The following is a 20,574-nucleotide window of genomic DNA, read 5'->3' as shown; positions in this document are numbered from 1 at the left end:
CATGCGACAAAACATCCTTGCCACCATTGGGCTCTGGTCTGCCGCCCTCGGGTTCGGTTCGACGATGAGCATCGTGTGGGCATACCCGCCGGCCCCTCACCATGTTATCGAAGGAGTCGTCCGCGACTCCTACGGAACGCCCCTTGGTACCCCATCCGCCCGAATCACCCTGGAAACGTCCACAGGCCAAACCATCTCCGCCCCTCTGATTCCCACGATGCGTGGCGGCCTCAATTACAGGCTCACCATACCCATGGATGCGGGTGTCACTCCCGAGCGGTACCGGCCCACGGCCCTCCAACCCCTGATCCCGTTTCGCATCAAGGTTACCATCGGGCGCACCACCTGGCTGCCGATCGAGATGCAGGGAAGCCTGGTCGCCCTGGGACAACCTGCCCAACGCACAAGACTGGACCTCACCTTGGGCGCGGATTCCGACGGTGACGGACTCCCGGATGCTTGGGAATATGCCCTCCTGCAACAACTCGGTGGCAACGGCACCCTGCAGGACATCCGACCGGAGGACGACCTCGACGGAGACGGTTTGAGCAACCTCCAGGAGTATCTTGCGGGCACCTACGCCTACGACCGCAGCCAGAGCCTGCTGCTGGAACTCGCGGATGTCGGTACCAACAGTGCCCGACTGCGATTCACGGCCGTGACCGGTCGCACCTATCAAGTCCTCACGGGAAGCGATCTTCGGGGATGGAACCCCGTCCCCTTCCGCGTCCTGGGCACGGCTGATGGGCCGGTGACGGAGTACAAGGCCGCTGACGTTCGGCTGATCGAAGTGGAGGTTCAGGTATCTGAATCCGGGAGTGAAACCAGTGCAAGATTCTTCAGGCTGAGGGTGTTCTGATGGGTTTCCATGGGCAACATTTCAAGGGCAGCTTCCGAGTCTCTTCGCAGCGACTGCTGATCATGGCGATCGCGGGGGTCCTCGGCAGCCTGGCCTGCTGGTTTGCCATCAGGACGCCCGTGCCCTTGCGCGAGGTCACACGCGATCATCTGGAGCTGAGAGACGGTGTATTGTTCGAGAAGGGCCGGACGCGCCCTTTCGAGGGTCTGCTGGTCGAACGATATCCGGATGGTCGTTTGCTCTCCCGTTCCCGCATTGTTGCAGGCCGATTGCAAGGGCTCTCGGAAGGTTGGTATCCGGATGGCCAGCTCCAAGTACAAGAAGAGTACCGTCAAGGGATCCCCCATGGACGGAGGATCAAATGGTACCCCGACGGGACCACCCAGTCGGTCGCCCACTTGGTGGAGGGGCGGTACCAAGGGTCTTACCAGCGATGGCACGAGAACGGTGCGCTTGCCGAGGAGGTGATGTTCGAAAGCGGCCAACCCCACGGCTGGGCCCGATCCTATGACCCCGACGGTTCGCCCAGGGCCGAAATCCGCTTGGAACATGGCCGGGTTGTGGAAAGGCGCCTCTGGCCGGCGAAAGAGACTTCCGGCATGGCGGGAACGATCCTGCACCCGGCGTCCGGCCCGTGACGATGGCCAAGCAGACCTTTCATCTGCGGTCGAAGTCCTTACTCCAAATCGCGATCTGGAGCACGTCCGTCCTTTGTCCTGCGGCTACGCACTGCGGGGAACCGGTGGCGCGCTCGGCCCATTACACGTTGCAACCCGCTCAACCAAGCCGGGGAGGCGGATGGGCCTCCTCGTTCCACTACCGCGTTTACGCTTGCATAGGCACGCCGGTTGGCCATCTGGCGGATCGCGACCGAAAAGTGGAGTTGGCCGTGGGCTTTGTCGCCACGTTGAACGATCCCCCCGTGGCCTCATCGGACACCTTGTTCCGGTTTCCCGGTCAGACCGCGAAAACGGCCATCTCCGACCTCCTGGCCAACGATGTCGACCCGGATGGAGACCGACTGCATGTGACCCGCCTCGATGAGCGAACGTTCGCAGGTGGTCGCGTTTCTATGGACAACGGGTGGATCCTGTACGAACCAGCGGACCCGCTGCCGCAGGAGGACACATTCACGTACACTGTGGAGGACAGCGCCGGACACACCGTGCGGCAGATGGTTGTCGTCCGGATCAGGGGGCCACAACCGGCACCGTCGCTGAACCTGGTCCAAATCCAGATCCTGCCCGACGGGAGGCGAAGCCTGATCCTCGCCGGAATCCCGGGTCAACCCTACGCGATCCAAGCAAACGAAAGCCTGACCTCGACGAACTGGCTGACCTTGGAGATCGTCCATGCCGATGCCCGGGGGCTCGTGTTTTGGACGGACCCCACCCTGCCACCGCCCGCCATGCGCTTCTACCGACTCGTTGCCCCATGAGTTTGCGACCGCCCAAATCCTTTGTGTCGTTTGCCCGGCTCAGCCGCTTGATCTGCCTGGGATGGTGGTTGACCACCATCTTACCCGTGGCGGGTTACCAGCCACAAACATTTCAGTTCACCGTGCAGAACGCGATCCCCGATGGAGACCTCGCCGGGCTGGCGGACGCCCATCTTTTGCCTCCGGGTCCTGCTCCCATTGAGTCCATCACTGTCACCCTCGCCCTCAGCCCCGCCGCCGGAGGCGGTTTCTTGGGCGACTTGTTCGTATCACTCACGCGCCTGGAGACCGGCTACACCGTCCTGTTGAACCGTCCCGGGCGTTCCAGCCGGAGACCCTTCGGCTACAGTGACGGAGTCCCCGTGCGAATCACCTTCGACGATGAAGCGGCGTACGATATCCACAAATACCGCTCGTTTCTGACGGGCAACGACGACCTGCCTCTGGACACGCCGCTTACCGGAGTCTGGCAACCTGATGGACGAACCAACCATCCGAACTTCGTGTTGGAGACCGATCTGCGGGCGGCACCGTTGTCGGACATGTCCGGACTTTCCCAAGAGGGCACTTGGATGCTCTTTCTTGCGGACGTCAGCACGGGTGGAGCTTACATCCTGGAATCCTGGAGCTTGGAGGTCCGTTATGTCCCTGAAGCCCGTGTCTCCACGCTGCTGTCGCTTGCACTCCTGAGCGCCTGGCTGGTGCGGCGCTTTCGCCGCAGAACCGCCCCGTCACCCCGGGTCCGGTGAGCCGGGCACAAGCATCGTGTTCTGGTTGTTCGCGCTGCGACAGCCGGGACTCCCGGCGCCGGAGGCGGTCCACCCGCGGGAAGCGCAGGTGCTTCCGGGGCCACCGCCGGGGTGCAGACAGGTCCTTGCCGGGCGGAGGGGGACAGCCCAAACTGAACCCTGGCAAGACCATGGCAGGGGTGTTTTCCCAGAACACACTGGAACAGATCCGCGCCTCCAACGACATCGTGGAGGTCATCAGCGCCTACCTGCCCCTGAAACGCCGCGGCGCCAACTTCGTCGCACTCTGCCCGTTCCACAAGGAGAAAACCCCCAGCTTCCACGTCCATCCGCAACGCCAGATCTTTCACTGCTTCGGCTGTCACAAGGGCGGGGACGTCTTCACCTTCGTCCAACTCTACGAGAACGTCTCCTTCCCGGAGGCCGTCCGGCGGTTGGCCGAGCGTGTGGGCATCCGTCTTGCCCTCGAGGAAGACACCGAGGGCGCGGCCCGTCGCGACCTCAAGCGCCGGCTCCTCGATCTGATGGAACAGATCACGCGCCGGTGGCAGAACGTCCTGGCCACGGAAGCCGCCGGCCGGGCCGCCCGCGATTACCTGGCCCGGCGCGGCGTCTCTGCGGAAGCCATCCAAAAGTTCCGGCTCGGAGCCGCACCCGCCGCCTGGGACGACACCGTCAACTGGGCACGCAGCAGGGGGTTCGACCCCGAACTGGTCGAACAGGCCGGGCTGATCATTCGGCGCGAGGACGGTTCGGGCTACTACGACCGGTTCCGCGGCCGGCTCATCTTTCCCATCTGCGACGAGCAGGGCCGGGTGATCGCCTTCAGCGGCCGCGTGCTCGGCTCAGAGGCCGAAACCGCCAAATACATCAATTCACCCGAAACCCCCCTGTTCCGAAAAAGCCGGGTCTTCTACGGGCTGGACAAGAGTCGGCGGGCCATCCTGGACGCGGGCTTCGCCGTCATCTGCGAGGGGCAACTGGACCTCATTGCCTGTCACGAGGCCGGGGTGACCAACGTTGTGGCGCCGCTCGGCACCGCCTTCACCGAGGAACACGCGCGCCTGCTCCGCCGCTACACCTCCGAGGCCGTCCTGTGTTTCGATTCCGACGAAGCCGGCCAACAGGCCATGAGCCGCGCCCTGGAGGCGCTGCTGGAGGCCGGTCTCGTCGTCCGCGTGGCCGTGGTCCCGTCTCCGGACGATCCCGACAGTTTCATTCGCACCCGCGGGCCCGAGGCTTTTCAGGCCCTCATCCGAAACGCCGGTGACTTTTTCGATTACTACCTGAAACGGCTTTGCCAAAAGCACGACGTGCAGACTGACAGTGGCCGGCTCGCCATTCTCCGGGAAATGGGCCGTCTCCTCCTCAAGACCGCCAACGCCCTGTTGATCGAGAATCACGCCCGCAAAACCGCGGCGGTCCTCGGCGTCAGCCCGGAGGCGGTCCTGACGGAGTTCCGCCGCATGGACAGGCAGGGCGGCTCCCCCCGCCCACAGTCAGAGCCCACGCCCGGCCAGGCCGCACCCGCCGGGCCGCCTCCGCTGGAAGAGTGGTTGTTGCGCCTGCTCTTGCAGCACGACTCCCTCCTCCCGTGGCTGGTCAAACATCTCTCCCCTGAATGGCTCCAACACGACGGCGTCCGCCGCATTGTCCAGATGTCTTTCCAGTGGGGACGCGAGGGACGCCCCCTCCGCGTGGCCGACCTGGTCCAGGCCCTGCCCGAACCGGAACTCCAGTCCCTGATCAGCGCCTGCGCAGTGGACGACCGCCCTCTGCCGGAACCCGAACGACAAGTCCGGGACGTCACCCTCCGGATCCGCAACGCCTGGCTGGACCGGCGCCTGGACGAGTACAGGCGCCGGATGGGCCGGCCGGACCTTTCCGATGCCGATCGCCTGGCCCTTCTCCAGGAAATGCAGAACCTCCGGCATCAGAAACTGGCCGATCTGCCGCTGCCCGACGAGCCGGCCCCTTGATCCCTCGCGGGCGACATCCGCAGCCCGGCAAACTGCGGATGGCGCCGGAGCCTCTCCCACACGGAGAGGGCCGCCATCCGATGGGCGTCTCCCGCGTGCCGGCCGGAACCGGCGGGCGGTGTTTTTCGCAACCGGTCCAGCCACGCGTGATCCAACGGACGGCTCAACAGTTCCAACCGGTTCGATGCCACGGTGGTTTCCTCCTTCACACCCACCGGCCGGCCGCGTCCCACAAAGAATCCCGCCATCAACAGTGCCGTTCGAACCCGATTGCTGCGGGAGTACGTGGTCAGGACACACGGCCGCGACGGGTCGAGCCGGCCGTACAGCCGCCGGAACACCTCCGCCGTCCACAGGTCCGGATGGCACGACGGCGAATAGGGATCGAACGCCACCGCATCGGGCGCATCGGCCGGCGGCTCATCAACCGCCAGCCACCGGGCGAAATCTCCTTCAACATATCGCCATTCGACCCCGGCCGCGCCCACCGTGCCGGTGAACGCTCCCCGGGCGAGGAACTCGTCCACCAGGGATTCCCACCCCGCAAGATACCGGAGCCGCCCAGCCTCCGCCCGCGCAAACGCAAGGGCGTCGAGTGAAAGATCGAAGCTCCACAGCCGCAACCGCACCCGGCGCGCCGCCGCCGAGCGCAGAACCGCCAGGGCGTTCGCCCCGGCGCCCAATCCCACATCCCACACCACTGCCAACGCCTGCCGGCCCGATTCGACCCGCGTCCAAAGCTGCGGCAGTTGCAGTTCCTCCACGTAAAGCGCGGCCGGCTCGATCTCGGGCCCGGCCACCGGGTGCATGGTCTCGCCCCAGGCCCTGTCATGCACCGCCCAGCCACCGCCCGCCAGCGGTACCAACTCGAACCGGCTGTTGGACCCTCCATGCTCCATGTACGGAAACGAACGGCGTCAAGGGAGCGTGACCGAAGTGTGACCGCGGAAAAAGAAAATTGGTGGAGCCGAGGGGACTCGAACCCCTGACCTTCTCAGTGCGAACGAGACGCTCTACCAACTGAGCTACGACCCCACCGGTCTGCAAGCCCTTGTCGGGCCCGGCCGGCTGCGGCGTTTCCGAGGAACCACCGCGCCAACCGCTTTGCAATATGCCGCGTTCGCGCCGTTGCGCAAGCCCATTCCCGCCACCGCTCAAACGCCGGGCAACTCCCGGCAGCCGGGCACAGCCGCCGGTCAACGCCGGGTTCCCCTGCAGGCAGGACCACCCTCCCACACCCGGCCTTGCCAGAAGCGCGCCAGCCGATAGTTTCCCAACGATGCCAACAATCGGCACAGTGTATCTTGTGGGAGCCGGTCCGGGAGACCCGGGCTTGCTGACGCTCCGTGCCGCCGAACTGCTCCGCCGGGCAGATGTGGTGGTGTATGACGCCCTGGTCAATCCGGCCATCCTGACCCTCGCCCGGCCGGAGGCCGAGCGGGTCTTCGGCGGACGGCGGGCAGGAGAAGGACCGGCCGACCGCACCGCCGTCATGGACCTGATCGCCACCCGCGCCCGCGAGGGTAAAACGGTGGTCCGACTCAAGGGCGGCGACCCCTACGTTTTTGGCCGCGGCGGTGAGGAAGCACTGTATCTGGCCGAGGCCGGGATTCCGTTCGAAGTCGTGCCGGGCGTTTCCTCCTTCGTCGCGGTGCCGGCATATGCAGGCGTGCCCGTCACCCACCGCGGATACAGCTCGCGCCTGGTGATCCTCACAGGGCACGCGGATCCCGAGTCGCCCGAATGCCCCGTGGACTGGGCGGCCGAGGCCCGTTTGCCGGGGACGAAGGTCGTCCTGATGGGCACCGCGCAAATGGGCCGCATCGCCGAGGTCCTCCTGCGCCACGGCATGGCGCCGGACACGCCGGTGATGGTCACCCAGTGGGGCACCACGGCGCGTCAACGCTCCGTGGTGGCCACGTTGGCCACCATCGGATCCGAACTGGCCCGCGCAGGGCTCGGCGCACCCGGCGTCGCCGTCATCGGCGAGGTGGTCCGCCTGCGCGAAAAGCTCAACTGGTATGAACGCCGTCCGCTCTTCGGCCAGCGCGTCGTGGTGACACGCGCCCGGGAACAGGCCGCCGCCCTGTCACGGCCGTTGGCCGAACTCGGTGCCGAAGTCTGGGAGGTGCCCGTCATCAAGACCGCCCCTCCGCGACGCCGGCGCGACGTCATGGACGCCCTGCTGGAGTTGAACAGCTATGACTGGCTCGTCTTCACCAGCCCCAATGGCGTCTCCGCCTTTTTCGACTTCTTCTTCCAGCGATTCCAGGACCTGCGCGACCTCGGCGGCGCCCGCATCGCAGCCGTGGGACCGGGCACGGCCGAACGACTCCGGCAACTGCACCTGCAGGTGGATCTCGTGCCCGAGGAGGCCCTGGCCACCAAGGTGGCCGAGACCATGGCCAACTACATGAGCCTGGAAAACCTCCGCATCTGCCTGCTCCGGGCCGAGGTGGCCAATCCCGACCTCCCCAAGGCCCTTGAGGAACACGGTGCCATTGTGGACGACATCGCCGTCTACCGCACGGTGGCGGAGACCGAGGGCAACGACGAGACCGCCCGACGCCTGCGCGAAGAAGGCGCCGACTGGATCACCTTCACCAGCGGCTCCACGGTGGAACATTTCCATCAAAGGTTTGATCTGCCCAAACTCCTGGGCCGGTTCCCCACGCTCCGTCTGGCCAGCATCGGGCCCGAAACCAGCCGTGCCCTGGCCGGTCTGGGCCTGGCCCCCACCGTGGAGGCCCGCGAACACACCATCCCCGGCCTGGTCGCGGCCATTCGGGACCACGTCATCGCGGAACGTCTGGTGGCATCGCGCTGACCTCACGCGCATCCCGGGCACCGGCGCCGCCAAGGCCCGCACTTGACCGGCCGGCAGGTAACCCTGCAGCTTTGCTCCATGCGCCGGGTCCTCCTCTGTCAGCTCACCGCCACCGCCCTGCTGGCCGCCACGCCGGCCCCCGAGTTTCACCTTCACGAGTTCGAGAAACGGGTCCTCACACAGGAGTTCTGGGCCGAAGGCATCCACGCCGCCGATTTCAATCGGGACGGTCACACCGACGTGGTGTGCGGACCGTACGTCTATTTCGGTCCCGGTTTCTCCCGGCGCTTTGCCTTTGCTCCGGCCACACAGTCTTTCGAACGCACCCGCGAGGACGGCTCCCGAGAAGTGGTTCCCGGTTTCGAAGGTGCCCTGGGTTCGCGCAACGCCTACGCCGACGTGTTCCTCACCTTCACCGGCGATTTCAACGGAGACGACTGGCCGGACATTCTGCTTCTACCCCACCCCGGCGGCCCCGCCCGTTGGTACGAAAATCCATGCAGACCGGGCGTGCCCTGGCCCGGCCACCTGGCCCTCGAACCGACCGACGGGGAATCGCCCGGGTTGGCCGACATCACCGGGGATGGCCGGCCCGAACTGATTTGTTTCTCGGGCGGACGCCTGGGCTATGCAGAGTTCGATCCCCGCCAGCCCCACCGGCCGTGGACCTTCGTGCCCGTCAGTCCGCCCGGAGACTGGGGCCGGTACACCCACGGCCTGGGCTGGGGCGACGTGAACGGTGACGGCCGCACGGATCTCTTGGAAAAAGACGGCTGGTGGGAGCAGCCTCCATCGCTGGAAGGGCGGCCCCTGTGGAAGCGGCATCCCGCCTCGTTCGGCCGTGGCGGCGCACAGATGCTCGTGTTCGACGTCAACGGGGACGGTCTGAACGACGTCGTCACCGCCCTCCATGCACACGAATACGGCCTGGCATGGTTCGAACAAATCCGCTCCGGCCACGAGATCACCTTCCGCCGGCATCTCATCATCGGAGAACAGGATCCTGCCAACCCCTACGGCGTACGGTTCTCCCAGGCCCATGCCCTGGCTGCGGCCGACTTCGACCGGGATGGCCTCACCGACTTCGTCACCGGCAAACGGTTCTGGGCACACGGACCCACCGGGGATCCCGAACCCAACGCCCCTGCGGTCCTCTACTGGTTCCGCCTCGTGCGCCCTTCGGATGGCAGCCTCCCCTTCTTCGAGCCGCACCTGGTGGACCACGACTCGGGCGTGGGCACACAGGTCACCGTCCTGGACCTCGACGCCAACGGCTGGCCGGACATCCTCGTGGGCAACAAAAAGGGTGCCTTTGTCTTCCTCCATCGCATGCGCGCGGTCACCCGGGAGGAATGGGAGGCGCGCCAGCCCGCTCGAATCCTGCCGCACAAGCGCTGATGGCGGTGCGCCCGGAGCCCGGCCGGCCCCGGCAAACGGCCGGGCACCGGACGCAGCGGCCATCCCCCGGGTGCCCTTACGCGCCCTCACCCGACCCCACGCGAGCCGGGCGGGCCCGCGGCAGGGCCGCAACTGGCCGGGCCGCGGACCCCTTTCCCGGGGCATTTGAACCCCGGCCCGGGGCGACGAATACTAAAGGGCGGGTCCGCACGACGAACCCGCCCCGTTCAAACGGTTCTGCAGCCGATCACTGCTTGGACTCTTCCCCTTCGCGTTCCTCCTCGGCCGCCTCGAAGGCATGCTGCAGCGCCACCAGGTCTTCGCCCGGCTTGAGCTGGTCCAGCAGCCGCTGTTCCTCGCGCAACTGTTCCTCGGTGTAGTTGGCCGCCTTGATGGACAGGCCGATCCGGCGCTCCGCACGATCGATTTTGATCACCCGCGCGGTGACCTCCTGGCCCACCTTCAGCACATTCTTGATCTTGTCCACGCGTTCCTCGCTGATCTGGGAAATGTGGACCAGGCCGTCGATGTCATGCTGCAAGCCCACAAACGCGCCGAAACTGGCCAGTTTCGTGACCTTGCCGGTGACCAGATCGCCCACCTTGTAGAGCTCGTCGATCCGTTCCCACGGGTCGGGGGTGAGCTGTTTGATACCGAGGGCGATCCGCTGGTTGGGCTTGTCCACCTCCAGCACCACTGCCTCCACTTCGTCGCCCTTCTTGAGCACCTCGGAGGGATGATTGATCTTGCGCGTCCAGGAAAGATCCGAGACGTGCACCATGCCGTCGATGCCCTCCTCCAACTCGATGAACGCACCGTAACTGGTGAGATTGCGCACCTTGCCCTTGACGCGCGTGCCCGGCGGGTACTTCTGATCGATGGTGTCCCACGGATTCGGTTCCAGCTGCCGGACCCCGAGGGAGATCTTCTGCTCCTCGCGGTTCACGCTGAGAACCACCGCCTCGATCTCCTGCCCCACCTGCAAGACGTCCGAGGGCTTGGCGATCCGTTTCGTCCAGGACAGCTCCGTCACGTGAACCAATCCCTCCACGCCCGGTTCCAGTTCCACAAACGCGCCGTACGGGACCAGGTTCACCACCTTGCCCTTCACACGAGTGCCCACCGGATACTTCGTCTCGATCTGGTCCCACGGGTTGGGGGTCTTCTGCTTCAGGCCCAGACTGACCCGCTCCTTCTCGCGGTTGACGTCCAGCACCACCACGTCGATTTCCTGCCCCACCTTGAGCAGCTCGGACGGATGCCCGATCCGGCCCCAGCTCATGTCGGTGATGTGCAGCAGGCCGTCTATTCCGTCCAGGTCGATGAACGCACCAAAATCGGTCAGATTCTTGACCCGCCCTTTGCGGATGTCGCCCGGCATCATCTCCTGCAGCAGCTTCGCACGACGCTGGGCCCGTTCCTCCTCCAAAACCTCCCGCCGCGACAACACGATGTTCTGCCGCTCCGGGTTGATCCGGACCACCTTGAACTCAAAGGTCTTGCCGACGTACTCAGAAAGGTTCCTCGGCGTGGTGATGTCGACCTGCGACGCCGGCAGAAACGCCTCCACCCCCACGTTGACCAGCAGACCGCCCTTGACCACCGCCTTGACCCGACCCTGGATCCGACCGCCCTCGTTGCAAATGGCCAGGATGCGTTCCCAGTTCTTCTTGAACATGGCCTTCTCATGCGAGAGAACGACCATGCCGTCCTTGTCCTCCAGCTTCTCGATCAGCACATCCACCTGCATGCCGGGCTGGAGGCTCTCGGGGCTCTCGAACTCGCTCAGGGGCACGACCCCTTCACTCTTGTAACCGATGTCCACCAACACTTCCTTGGGACGCACCTCGATGATGGTCCCGGGCACAATCTCGCCAACCGCAAAGCGCATCGGGCTTTGCTTCATGGCGTCTTCCATCGTAAGCATAAGAATTCTCAGCCTTGTCGGGATTGTGTGGAGCGCTTGGGAACGCACCCCTGAGGGGCGCTGCCGAATGCTCCATTGCCTAACGAACCAGTCGTTGCAGCGGCAACGGAGGTTGTCCCCCGGATGCCTCCGGGGCCGGCCCCTCCTTCTCAGGAGCCGGAGGTTCAGTTCCGCGTTAACTTCTCTTTTCTCAGCCTCTCGTGGAACATCCGCACCCGCGGAGTCCAGGCGAACGGCAAGCATACGGACACACCGGTGCCGTGCAAGGGCAAAAACCGGCCCCGATCACCACACCCGCCCTACCCCTCGGCCCCGCTTCCGCCACCCTTTCCCACGCGACCCCGACCGAAACGGCCCGCTCCCGCCTTTGGGCCTCCACGAGATTCGACCTCCCCGGACTGCAAGCGCCGGAGGGTCGCCAGCACTTCATCCGCATGCCCGTCGGGCCGGACCTGACGCCAGATCCGCCGGATCCTCCCCTCCGGATCGATCAGGAAGGTCGTCCGCAACGTTCCCTCACGTGTGCGGCCCATGAAGCGCCTGGGCGCGCGGACACCGTATCGCCGGCACACGACAGCCTCGGGATCCGACACCAGCACGAACGGAAGCCGCTGCTTCTGCACAAACCGCGCGTGCGACGCCACCGAATCGGTGCTCACCCCCGCCACCACCGCGCCCAGCTGCTCCAGCGCATCGTGCCGGTCGCGAAACCCGCACGCCTCCCGCGTGCAACCCGGTGTGTGATCGCGCGGATAAAAATACAAAACCACCCAGCGACCTCGCTGCTCCCGCAACCGGAAAGGGGCTCCGGCATGTGTCTGCGCCTCGAAGTCCGGCGCCAGATCCCCCTCCTGCAATTCTTTAGCGTCCGATGGAGTCTTCCCACTCATGACGATCCCTCTCCTCCTTGCGTCTGCGCGCCCGGTCGGGCCGGCTCCGGTTCGTCCGGCGCCTTTGCACCCGCCGGCTCCTGCTCCGGCCGCGGCCGCGGCCCGCTGCTCGGGCTGGCACTGAGCTGGCGCACCCCATCCCATATGTACAGCAGCCCCGAAACACCCGTGGTCACTGCCGCCGCCAGCGCCAGCAACCCCAGGGCCGTCCCGTGCAACTTCAAAAGCACCCAAAGCACCACGATCATCTGCAAAACCGTCGCCACCTTCCCCACCATCCGCGGCCGCACCACGGCATGCCCCACCGTCATGTGGATCACCGCCAGACCCACCACCAGCAGGATGTCCCGGCCCAGGATCGTCCCCGTCAACCACAACGGGACACGGTCCAGGTACGGGCTGTGATCGAAACTCAGCAGGACCATCGCCGACACCAAAAGCAGCTTGTCGGCCAACGGATCCAGCACCGCCCCCAACTCGCTCTGCTGACGAAAGTGCCGGGCAATGAAACCGTCCAACGCATCGCACAATGCCGCCACAGCAAAACACGCCAGACCCACGTGCCGGTGTACCTCCCAGCCCGTCTGAACGTAATACAACACCTCCACCACGAACACCGGGATCAGCAGAATCCGCAGAATCGTCACCTTGTTGGCCGTGGTCATCCGACCCCATGGGTAACCGGACCGCCCGCCCAGACAAGACCAAATCCGTCACACAACCCTCGCCACCTGGACACCCCCGCAAGGGCAAGACACATCCCGCGCACCATGTCCGGGGTCGCTCGGCCGCCAGCAATCCGCTCCCGCCCCGGGCCCACGTCGGCCTGCGGGACTCCACCCCACCGTCCGTACGAATCCTCCCCGCCGGTCACCCGTCGGGACGACCCGCCCTCGCCAACCTCGTCCCCCATCCGGACGCACACCGGCCGGCAGCACCAACCTGGCCAGACCACGAAAGCAATCCCCGACCACACAGGCGAACACCCCCTGAGAGTCCTGCATGGTGGCACGACGCCTTCCAAGGGCCAAACATGACCCGTTGCGCGTGCCACCCGGCGTGTCCTCGGCAGAACGACAACCCACCCATGCCTGCCACGGACAACGCTGGACCCTTTTGCACCTTGGAACGACCGAGAATGCCGCGCCAGCGGGTTGCAGGAGGCAGGCTTCATGATCCAACGATCGCCCATCCCAGCAACCGGGTCCGAAATGTTCCTCCCGCGGCCGCCACCGGCACCTTTGGGCCGGTCTCGGTCATGAGAGGCGGAGCCTGAACCCGAGGGCGGCCCATTTCCATTGGAAAGGGTCCAGCCGGATCAAGAGAACAAGCCCCGGCCACCCGTTCACACCTGCACCCCCTGCCCGGCAGGTCAAGGCAACAGCGGACCTCCGGCCTGGCGCGCCTCCGGCGTGGTCGCCCACAGGTTCACGGGCCAGATCGTCCGGCCGAACCGTACAAACCGGACACTGCCATCGGCAAAAGCGTAATTCGATCCCCTGCCCGCGCCACGCGCACCACCGTGCCGCGCCTGATCCAGCTGGGTCAGGTCCTCCAGCCGCTCGTAGTCCAGGTACCAATGCGTGGAATCGGTTCGTTTTTCGCCAAGCAGACAGGTCTCCGAGGGTTCGCGAAGGTCGGCCTCCCGAATGGCGTGACCGTTGCTGGACACCACCTGGCGCCAGTCATCCATGGGAAACCAGGACCGGTAATAATCGTTCCATGCGTTGTAAATGAAACTTCGGGGTGCGGCGTCGGCGGGCCAGAGCCGGGGATCCGCACGACCCGTTGCAGGCTGGGGCCCGTCGGAAGCACAAACCAGAACCTTCACATCCTCGTAGTACGGCAACAGCCGTTGCGGCCACCGCAGCGGATGCGTGCGCGGACAATACCGGCCCTCGTTGTCCTGCACGTACATCTGCATCGCCAGGCCCAACTGTCGGAGATGGTTCAGGCACGCAATCCGCCGGGCCGCCTCCCTGGCACGTGCCACCGCCGGCAACAACATCGCCACCAACACGCTCAGGATCGCAATCACCACCAGCAGTTCCACCAGGGTGAAAGCGGCCGCGCCCCGCAGCCACTTCCTCAAGATCCCGCCCCGCCCGGCGCCGGACGAATCGACCCCTCCAATCCGCGGCCACCCCGCGACAGACCCGTCAACCGCGGATTCGCCCGCGCGCTCCGGCAAACCAGGCGGAGCGACCTGTCGCCCCACCATTCTCCCTGCACACCCACCACTGTTGGCCACCATACCATCAGAATGGACGATGCGCCGCCCCCGGGGTTTCATCCGGCCGGCTGAGCGTTGTCTGCGGCACCTCCCGCTTGCAGTGCCGCAAACCACGCCGACCTCCACCGCTCCCCGCCCTCGAATGTTTGCGGTGCGCACCGCGCCGCGGCGCCGGCCCCACCCCGGGCACGGAACGGCAGCGGCTCCGGCCGGACTCACCGGCCGCACTGAGGTCCAGCCTGCCGGGCCCCGCCTGTTGGCAACCGCGTTTTCCGCGCTACCATGTCCGGGATGCAAGACATCCGGTCGCTGACCCGTGAGGAGTTACAGGCCGAACTGGCTGCGTGGGGAGAGCCCGCCTACCGGACCGATCAGGTCCTGGGCTGGCTCTACCGCCACTACGCGGCGGATTGGTCGGCCATGAGCAATCTGCCCTTGGCGCTGCGCGATCGTTTGCACCAGCGGTTTGCCCTTGCCCCACTGGAGCTGGTCCGCGTGCAGGGTGCGGCGGACGAAACCCGCAAGTTTCTCTGGCGGCTGGCCGATGGCGCGTTGATCGAGAGCGTCCTGATCCCGGCCAATCCCGCCCTGTACGGCGAACCGTCCGATCGCCATACGCTCTGCGTCTCCACCCAGGTCGGGTGCGCCTACGGCTGCCGGTTCTGCGCCAGCGGCCTGGCCGGTTGGAAACGCAACCTCCTGCCCCACGAAATCGTCGACCAGGTCACGGCCGTGGAACGGTGGCACCGTTCCCTCACCGGCACGAAACCTCCCGGCCGGCTCGTGGACAACCTGGTCATCATGGGCATGGGCGAGCCCCTGGCCAACTACGACAATCTCATGCGCGCACTGCGCATCCTCAACGCCCCCTGGGGCGCAGGCATCGGCGCACGACGGATCACCATCTCCACCAGCGGCCTCGTCCCGGGGATCCGCAAACTGGCCGACGAACCCGAGCAGTTCCGGCTCGCCATCTCCCTGCACGGTGCCACGGACGAGGTCCGCGACCGCCTCATGCCGGTCAACCGCAAGTATCCGCTGGCCGACCTGGTTGCCGCCCTCGAATACTACCAGCAACGCAAAGGCCGCATGCTCACCTTTGAGTACATCCTCATTTCGGGGATCAACGACGGCCTCGACCAGGTGCCGCCCCTGGCCGCCCTGGCCCGGCGGCTCCATGCCAAGGTCAACCTCATCCCCTACAACCCCGTCCAAGGGCTGCCCTGGCAGCGTCCCGACCCGGCCCATTGCGAGAGATTCTTGCTCGCACTCAGGCGGGCCGGCATCCCTGCCACGCTGCGGAGAGAGAAGGGCACGGACATTGATGCCGCCTGCGGACAGTTGCGCCTCCGCACCCTGCAGGAGCTGGACGCCGCCCCGGCATCCGGCCCGGCTCCACCGGCAGGCGGCCCGGCTGAAAGCGGCATCTGATCAAAGCACCTCGGTCTCTCCCGGCATGGCGATCGGATACCGTCCCTTTGCATCAGCCTTCACTGGCGGTGGACCGTCGTCGCGCAGATCCTCCAGCCCGGGCGCCAATTCGCGGTTGGAAGCCAGGGCCTCTTCACGCGTGATTCGCCTGCCCGATTCACACGCCATGCGCCCCATGATGGCGGTCAGGTTCGACGCGGCACTCCGTTCCACCTCGTTCCACGGCCTGTCCCCACGGATGGCTTCGAAAAAGAGATCCATCTCCCGCTGGTAGGGATCACACGGCTCTCCGCGGTACCGCCACAGCAGCTGGTCGGCTCGGGGCTCGTGTCCCCGAAAGAGCATCGGATGGGGCTGGCCCTCACCCAGCACGGCACAACCCCGCGTGCCGTGCAATACGACACCGAAAAAGTCCCAACACCGTGCCATGTGCCGCCCCTGCACGATCATCCGCGTCCCGTCGGCGAAGGTGTACTCGGCCATGTAATGGTCGTAGAGCTGGTCGGGTTCCCGCCGGACCTGCCGTCCGCCCATCCCCTGCACCGCCACGGGTTGGCCTCCTTTTGCCCAGCAACCCACGTCGATGTTGTGGATCAGCCAGTCCACAAAGAAACTCCCGTTGAGCCAGGTAAACCCACTGTAATGAGCAATCTGCCAGGCCAGTTCGCTCATCCCCTCGGGTCGTGGTCCGATCCCCACCGGCCCGTGCATCCGGTACGCGTACACGGTGATCAGGTCCCCCAGCGCCCCGCGGTGCACCTCTTCCAGGGCCTGTTCCAACGGCAGGTAATGTCGGCTCATCAGACCTGTGGCCACTTTCAAACCCCGTCGTTGCGCCTCCTCCCCCGAGCGCAACACACGGCGGATCCCCGGCACATCCACGGCAAAGGATTTCTCCATGAACACGTGCAACCCGCGTCGCACCGCATACTCGAAGTGAATCGGCCGGAACGCGGGAGGCGTGGCCAGCAGCACCACGTCGCCGGGCTCCAGACAGTCCATCAGTTGCCGGTAGCCCTGCAACCCGCCGAAAACCCGGTCCGGTGTCACACGGATCTGCCTGCCGAACCGCGGCTGCAACCGCTCCACCAACGACCGGCCGCGTTCGGGGAAAAAGTCCGCCACCGCCCACAACTCCGTGGGGCCATTCGTTGAAAGTGCCTGGGCCACCGCCCCACTGCCCCGCCCCCCGCAGCCGACCAGGCCCACACGCAGGGTGTGGGACCCGCCGGCGAACACTCCCACCGGCACCGCACGCAACAGCGCCCAACCGGTCAATGCACCTGCCGATTGCCGGAGAAAGCGGCGACGACTCGACCCGCCCGAGACGCCCGACGAGGACTGCCTGGTTGCCATGCCCGAGGCTCACCCGACCGACCGGGGCCTGTCAACGTCGCATCCGACCCGGCCGACCCGGCCCGCCGCCTCAGCTCCGGAAAAAGATCCACCAGGTCAACGCAAGCACCGGCAACAGGTAGGGCAGCGTGAACCGGAACACGTAACCCAGAAAGGAGGGCACGTGCGCCTTCTGATGTTCGGCAATGGATTTCACCATGAAGTTCGGGCCGTTGCCGATGTAAGTGCACGCGCCGAAAAACACGGCACCAATGCTGATCGCGATGATGAACAGGTTGTTCTCCGGCGGGCCCAGCAGCACCGAAAGCTGCAGATGCTCCGTGCTCGGTTGGCCCGTCGCCAGTTCATGCGGGAAATACTTCGCCATGCCCTCCAGGGCCCCGCGGGTGATGGAATCCTGCACGGCATCGGGGCTCAAACCCTGGGCAATGGCATTCTGCAACTGCTGCAGGACCGGCGGCGGGGCAAACACACCCACCGCCGCACTCAGGAAGCTCAGGTACGTCGGTGCATTGTCCAGAACCGCGCTCAACACCCCCGTGCCCCAGTAGAAGAGCGCCGGCGTCGGCTCGCCCAACTCCCGCGCGTGCAACTGCAGCCAGTCCAACGCCGGCATCATGGTTGCAAAAATCCCGATGAACAGGATCGCCACCTCGCGAATCGGCTCGAAGTTGAAATCGTTCGCCTCATGCACCGGGCGGGGCGTGGTCAGATAGGATCCCACCGCCGCCGCCACCATGATCACCTCCCGCAAAAACGGCGGGTTCTGGATGAACACCGCCCCCAGGATCACCGCCAGAAAGGCCACATTGTGCAGGCCACGGAACTGCCATTGTTCACCTCCGCCGGTTTCCTTCTCCCGCACCTCGCGCGGTGCCCGCAGGAAATTGCGCCGGTCCAACACATAGAATATCGCCAGGAGCGATCCCACCCCCACCAGCCACATCGGCCAGCAATGCTCCAATACCCACCAGAACGGGATCCCCTTCAGATACCCCAGGAACAGCGGCGGATCCCCGATCGGCGTCAGGCAACCGCCCACGTTGGACACGATGAAGATGAAAAACACCACGTGATGCGCCGTCAGCCGGTACCTGTTCATCCGCAGCCAGGGGCGGATCAACAGCATCGACGCCCCCGTGGTGCCCAGTACGTTGGCAATCACCGCGCCCACCAGCAAAAACACCACGTTCGCAACCGGGGTGGCCTCGCCCTTGACCGTGATGTGGATGCCCCCGGAGACAATGAAAAGCGAGCCGATCAGAGCAATGAAACTGACGTACTCGTGAGCCGTGTGGCCGATCCGTTCCACCGCGCCCAACCCCAGCCAGTAATACGCCAGGGTGACGGCCCCCAAACTCAATGCCACCTTGGGATAATGCTTGTGCCAACCGTGCGCCCATACCAGCGGCCCCAGGGCTATGGCCGCCAGCAACAGCACAAACGGCAACACCATCCAGGGATTCGGCTCCAACATTGCGCCGTGCATGGGCAGCAAACAATAGGGAGGGGCCCCCGCCGGTCAAGCATCACCGACCCTGCGCCCCCGCAACGCCACCGGTCAGCCGGCTCTCCCCGCCGCGTGCCATGGCTTCCGACACCATGCCCAGCACCTCCGCCCGCACCAGCGCGCCCACCAGGCGCGGATCCGACAGGCTCTTCACCACGGGGATGTGCTGTTGTTCACTCCGCAACACCAACGGCAGCGCCTCGAACACGGTCTGGTTCGGCGTCACGCAGGGCGGCGGCGGACGCATCACGTCCATGGCAATCACCGCCCGCAGCTCTTCACCGGCATTCAAGAAAGGCTTCAAATCATGCAGCGCCACCACCCCCACCAGCCGGTTCTCGGAATCCACCACCGGCAGGAAATTGTTCGCACGCGTCAAAAACCGCTGCGCCATCTCCTGCAGCGTGGCCGTCTCCCGCACCGGCGGGACGGGTTCCCGCATCAGATCTCCCACCCGCCGGTCCAACGTCACCTCGGTGGGCGTCTCCAGACCGCGCGCACGCAGACTCTCCGTGTAGATCGAATCCGGATGCAGCCGACCCGCCACCAGGGTCGCCACCGCACACCCCAGCATGAGCGGCGGCATCATCGAATAGTTCAGCGAAATCTCGAACACCAACACCATGGCCAGCAACGGCGAACGCGTCGTGGCCGCCAGGACGCTGCCCATCCCCACCACCGCAAACGTGCTCAACGGCAACTGCTCCGCCAGCCCGCCCAGGTGCAGAGCCAGCCCGAAGGCCGCCCCGACAGCAGCGCCCACGAACAACGTCGGCGTGAACACGCCACCGACCGCGCCCGATCCCACCGTGACCGCCGTGGCCAACAGCTTGGCCGACAACAAACCCACCAAAAACAGCAGACCCCAACCCTCCCCGGTCAGTCCCATGCTCACCCACGGCGCCGTCAGCCGGTCGAACTCGCCGTGCAGGATCCGATTCGTCACCGAATAACCATTGCCGCACACCCCGGGATAACCCAGTGCGATCACACCCACGATCCAACCGCCCAGGGCCATCCGGGCGTACACCGGCCAGGGCAGCCGATCGAACTGCTGCTCGGCATGCCGCAAAAGCTTCAAAAACAGCGCACCCATCCCGCCGCAAAGCGCGCCCAGCACCAGAAACCACGGCAGCTGCCCCAACCGCGTGAACTCCACCGCCGGCACCTCGTACCACGGTTCGATCCCAAAAAAGCTCCGGGACAACACACTGGCCACCACCGCGGACACCACCAGCGGGGCAAACATCAGCATCGAGAAGTTCCCCAGCACGATCCACGCCGCAAACACCGCTCCCGAAATCGGCGCGTTGTACGCCGCCGCAATGCCCGCCGATGCCCCGCAGCCCACCAGCAACCTCAGCCGATAGGGCGGCCACTGAAACCACTGCCCCCACTTCGACGCCAGCATCGCCGACAACTGCGTGATGCCGCCCTCCCGCCCGATCGAAGCCCCGCTCGCAATACTCACCAGCGAGGAAACCGCCCGCACCATGCTCGGTCGAAACGGCAGGCGGCCATCCCCCGCCACCACGGCCTCCAGAAGATTGGTCGTCCCACGCGCCCGCACCCACCGCGAGCCCCCGTACAAAATCAAGCCCGCCACCAACCCCCCGAGGGCCGGAATCAACATCCGCTGCCACGGCCCCATCAACTCCGCCACCTCCACCGGATCGCCCGACCGCTTCACAAAAACCAGCCGAACCACATCAACCGCCTCGTGGAAAAACAGGTTCACCAACCCGCCAATCACCCCCACACCGGCCGCCAGCAACAGGTGAACCGTCTCCTCACTCGGCGCCAGCCGCTCCCGCCACTGCAGGGCACGCCGCCAGTGGCGGCGCCACAGGACCTCCAACATCCGTGGCAACCGCCGGACCAGCTCGCCGGGCGATTGCTTGCCGTTCACGCGACCATGCTAACAAACCGAACGACACCGCGACCAGTCAGCGTGCCCGGACCCCGCCGCCACCCCGG

The 20,574-nt window shown here is 65.7% G+C and carries 16 protein-coding genes and 1 tRNA gene; 8 read left to right on the top strand and 9 right to left on the bottom strand.

Annotated elements, in window-relative coordinates; genetic code table 11:
* The first annotated feature begins 1 nt into the window (after position 1).
* From ACPDIX_RS06255 to dnaG, 5 genes are all read left to right on the top strand, one after another.
* Positions 2-859 carry a hypothetical protein gene (locus ACPDIX_RS06255; RefSeq protein WP_423430918.1) on the top strand — a complete coding sequence of 286 codons (858 nt, stop codon included), beginning with the start codon at positions 2-4 and terminating at the stop codon, positions 857-859.
* A 62-nt stretch (positions 860-921) separates the two neighbouring features.
* Complete coding sequence (locus tag ACPDIX_RS06250; RefSeq protein ID WP_423430917.1) at positions 922-1,497, top strand: toxin-antitoxin system YwqK family antitoxin; 576 nt, start codon at positions 922-924, stop codon at positions 1,495-1,497.
* Positions 1,498-1,499: 2 nt separating this feature from the next.
* The gene (locus tag ACPDIX_RS06245; protein WP_423430916.1) at positions 1,500-2,297 is read left to right on the top strand and encodes an Ig-like domain-containing protein; all 798 of its coding nucleotides are present in this window, start codon (positions 1,500-1,502) and stop codon (positions 2,295-2,297) included.
* Positions 2,294-3,046, top strand: coding sequence for a PEP-CTERM sorting domain-containing protein (locus ACPDIX_RS06240; protein ID WP_423430915.1), 753 nt, complete (start codon positions 2,294-2,296; stop codon positions 3,044-3,046). Before ACPDIX_RS06245 ends, ACPDIX_RS06240 begins: the two co-directional genes overlap by 4 nt.
* Before the next feature lie 170 nt (positions 3,047-3,216).
* Entirely contained in the window at positions 3,217-5,025 is a 1,809-nt protein-coding gene (gene dnaG, locus ACPDIX_RS06235; protein ID WP_423430914.1) for a DNA primase, read from the top strand.
* Here the strand turns inward: dnaG and ACPDIX_RS06230 are convergent.
* Both ACPDIX_RS06230 and ACPDIX_RS06225 read right to left on the bottom strand, forming a co-directional pair.
* On the bottom strand, positions 4,980-5,924 hold the full coding sequence (locus ACPDIX_RS06230) for an MnmC family methyltransferase (RefSeq protein ID WP_423430913.1): 945 nt from the start codon (positions 5,922-5,924) through the stop codon (positions 4,980-4,982). The genes dnaG and ACPDIX_RS06230 overlap by 46 nt on opposite strands.
* A 60-nt stretch (positions 5,925-5,984) precedes the next feature.
* A tRNA-Ala gene (locus ACPDIX_RS06225) sits at positions 5,985-6,060 on the bottom strand.
* 244 nt (positions 6,061-6,304) lie between these two features.
* On the opposite strand from ACPDIX_RS06225, the gene cobA reads away from it, so the two are divergent.
* On the top strand, positions 6,305-7,852 hold the full coding sequence (cobA, locus tag ACPDIX_RS06220) for a uroporphyrinogen-III C-methyltransferase (RefSeq protein WP_423430912.1): 1,548 nt from the start codon (positions 6,305-6,307) through the stop codon (positions 7,850-7,852).
* A gap of 78 nt (positions 7,853-7,930) precedes the next feature.
* Positions 7,931-9,250, top strand: a complete 1,320-nt coding sequence (locus ACPDIX_RS06215) for an FG-GAP repeat domain-containing protein (RefSeq protein WP_423430911.1) — start codon at positions 7,931-7,933, stop codon at positions 9,248-9,250.
* A 247-nt stretch (positions 9,251-9,497) separates the two neighbouring features.
* Here the strand turns inward: ACPDIX_RS06215 and ACPDIX_RS06210 are convergent, their stop codons facing one another.
* The 4 genes from ACPDIX_RS06210 to ACPDIX_RS06195 all read right to left on the bottom strand — a co-directional run bounded on the left by ACPDIX_RS06210 (position 9,498) and on the right by ACPDIX_RS06195 (position 14,159).
* Positions 9,498-11,177 (bottom strand): 30S ribosomal protein S1, encoded by a 1,680-nt coding sequence (locus tag ACPDIX_RS06210; protein WP_423430910.1) that lies wholly within the window; start codon positions 11,175-11,177, stop codon positions 9,498-9,500.
* 299 nt (positions 11,178-11,476) lie between these two features.
* The gene (locus ACPDIX_RS06205) at positions 11,477-12,067 is read right to left on the bottom strand and encodes a peroxiredoxin (RefSeq protein WP_423430909.1); all 591 of its coding nucleotides are present in this window, start codon (positions 12,065-12,067) and stop codon (positions 11,477-11,479) included.
* Entirely contained in the window at positions 12,064-12,732 is a 669-nt protein-coding gene (locus ACPDIX_RS06200; protein ID WP_423430908.1) for a CDP-alcohol phosphatidyltransferase family protein, read from the bottom strand. The genes ACPDIX_RS06205 and ACPDIX_RS06200 overlap by 4 nt, the downstream gene beginning before the upstream one ends.
* Before the next feature lie 707 nt (positions 12,733-13,439).
* Positions 13,440-14,159, bottom strand: coding sequence for a type II secretion system protein (locus ACPDIX_RS06195; protein ID WP_423430907.1), 720 nt, complete (start codon positions 14,157-14,159; stop codon positions 13,440-13,442).
* A gap of 432 nt (positions 14,160-14,591) precedes the next feature.
* Here ACPDIX_RS06195 and rlmN point away from each other — a divergent pair, with 432 nt between their 5' ends.
* Positions 14,592-15,731: a 23S rRNA (adenine(2503)-C(2))-methyltransferase RlmN gene (gene rlmN / locus ACPDIX_RS06190; protein WP_423431018.1), complete on the top strand. Its 1,140-nt coding sequence runs from the start codon at positions 14,592-14,594 to the stop codon at positions 15,729-15,731.
* Here the strand turns inward: rlmN and ACPDIX_RS06185 are convergent, their stop codons facing one another.
* From ACPDIX_RS06185 to ACPDIX_RS06175, 3 genes are all read right to left on the bottom strand, one after another.
* Positions 15,732-17,087: a Gfo/Idh/MocA family protein gene (locus ACPDIX_RS06185; RefSeq protein WP_423430906.1), complete on the bottom strand. Its 1,356-nt coding sequence runs from the start codon at positions 17,085-17,087 to the stop codon at positions 15,732-15,734.
* 70 nt (positions 17,088-17,157) lie between these two features.
* Positions 17,158-18,576 carry a sodium:proton antiporter gene (locus tag ACPDIX_RS06180; protein ID WP_423430905.1) on the bottom strand — a complete coding sequence of 473 codons (1,419 nt, stop codon included), beginning with the start codon at positions 18,574-18,576 and terminating at the stop codon, positions 17,158-17,160.
* A 40-nt stretch (positions 18,577-18,616) separates the two neighbouring features.
* Positions 18,617-20,506, bottom strand: a complete 1,890-nt coding sequence (locus tag ACPDIX_RS06175) for a ClcB-like voltage-gated chloride channel protein (RefSeq protein ID WP_423430904.1) — start codon at positions 20,504-20,506, stop codon at positions 18,617-18,619.
* Between the last annotated feature and the right edge of the window lie 68 nt (positions 20,507-20,574).

Source organism: Limisphaera sp. 4302-co, assembly GCF_049537155.1.
Classification (GTDB): Bacteria; Verrucomicrobiota; Verrucomicrobiia; order Limisphaerales; family Limisphaeraceae; genus Limisphaera.
Note: the sequence above shows the minus strand (reverse complement) of the source record. Positions and strands in the feature narration are given on the sequence as shown.

Coding starts and splice junctions, on each gene's coding strand:
- ACPDIX_RS06255 (WP_423430918.1), top strand. CDS start 2: ATGCGACAAAACATCCTTGCCACCATTGGGCTCTGGTCTGCCGCCCTC.
- ACPDIX_RS06250 (WP_423430917.1), top strand. CDS start 922: ATGGCGATCGCGGGGGTCCTCGGCAGCCTGGCCTGCTGGTTTGCCATC.
- ACPDIX_RS06245 (WP_423430916.1), top strand. CDS start 1,500: ATGGCCAAGCAGACCTTTCATCTGCGGTCGAAGTCCTTACTCCAAATC.
- ACPDIX_RS06240 (WP_423430915.1), top strand. CDS start 2,294: ATGAGTTTGCGACCGCCCAAATCCTTTGTGTCGTTTGCCCGGCTCAGC.
- dnaG (WP_423430914.1), top strand. CDS start 3,217: ATGGCAGGGGTGTTTTCCCAGAACACACTGGAACAGATCCGCGCCTCC.
- ACPDIX_RS06230 (WP_423430913.1), bottom strand. CDS start 5,924: ATGGAGCATGGAGGGTCCAACAGCCGGTTCGAGTTGGTACCGCTGGCG.
- cobA (WP_423430912.1), top strand. CDS start 6,305: ATGCCAACAATCGGCACAGTGTATCTTGTGGGAGCCGGTCCGGGAGAC.
- ACPDIX_RS06215 (WP_423430911.1), top strand. CDS start 7,931: ATGCGCCGGGTCCTCCTCTGTCAGCTCACCGCCACCGCCCTGCTGGCC.
- ACPDIX_RS06210 (WP_423430910.1), bottom strand. CDS start 11,177: ATGCTTACGATGGAAGACGCCATGAAGCAAAGCCCGATGCGCTTTGCG.
- ACPDIX_RS06205 (WP_423430909.1), bottom strand. CDS start 12,067: ATGAGTGGGAAGACTCCATCGGACGCTAAAGAATTGCAGGAGGGGGAT.
- ACPDIX_RS06200 (WP_423430908.1), bottom strand. CDS start 12,732: ATGACCACGGCCAACAAGGTGACGATTCTGCGGATTCTGCTGATCCCG.
- rlmN (WP_423431018.1), top strand. CDS start 14,592: ATGCAAGACATCCGGTCGCTGACCCGTGAGGAGTTACAGGCCGAACTG.
- ACPDIX_RS06185 (WP_423430906.1), bottom strand. CDS start 17,087: ATGGCAACCAGGCAGTCCTCGTCGGGCGTCTCGGGCGGGTCGAGTCGT.
- ACPDIX_RS06180 (WP_423430905.1), bottom strand. CDS start 18,576: ATGCACGGCGCAATGTTGGAGCCGAATCCCTGGATGGTGTTGCCGTTT.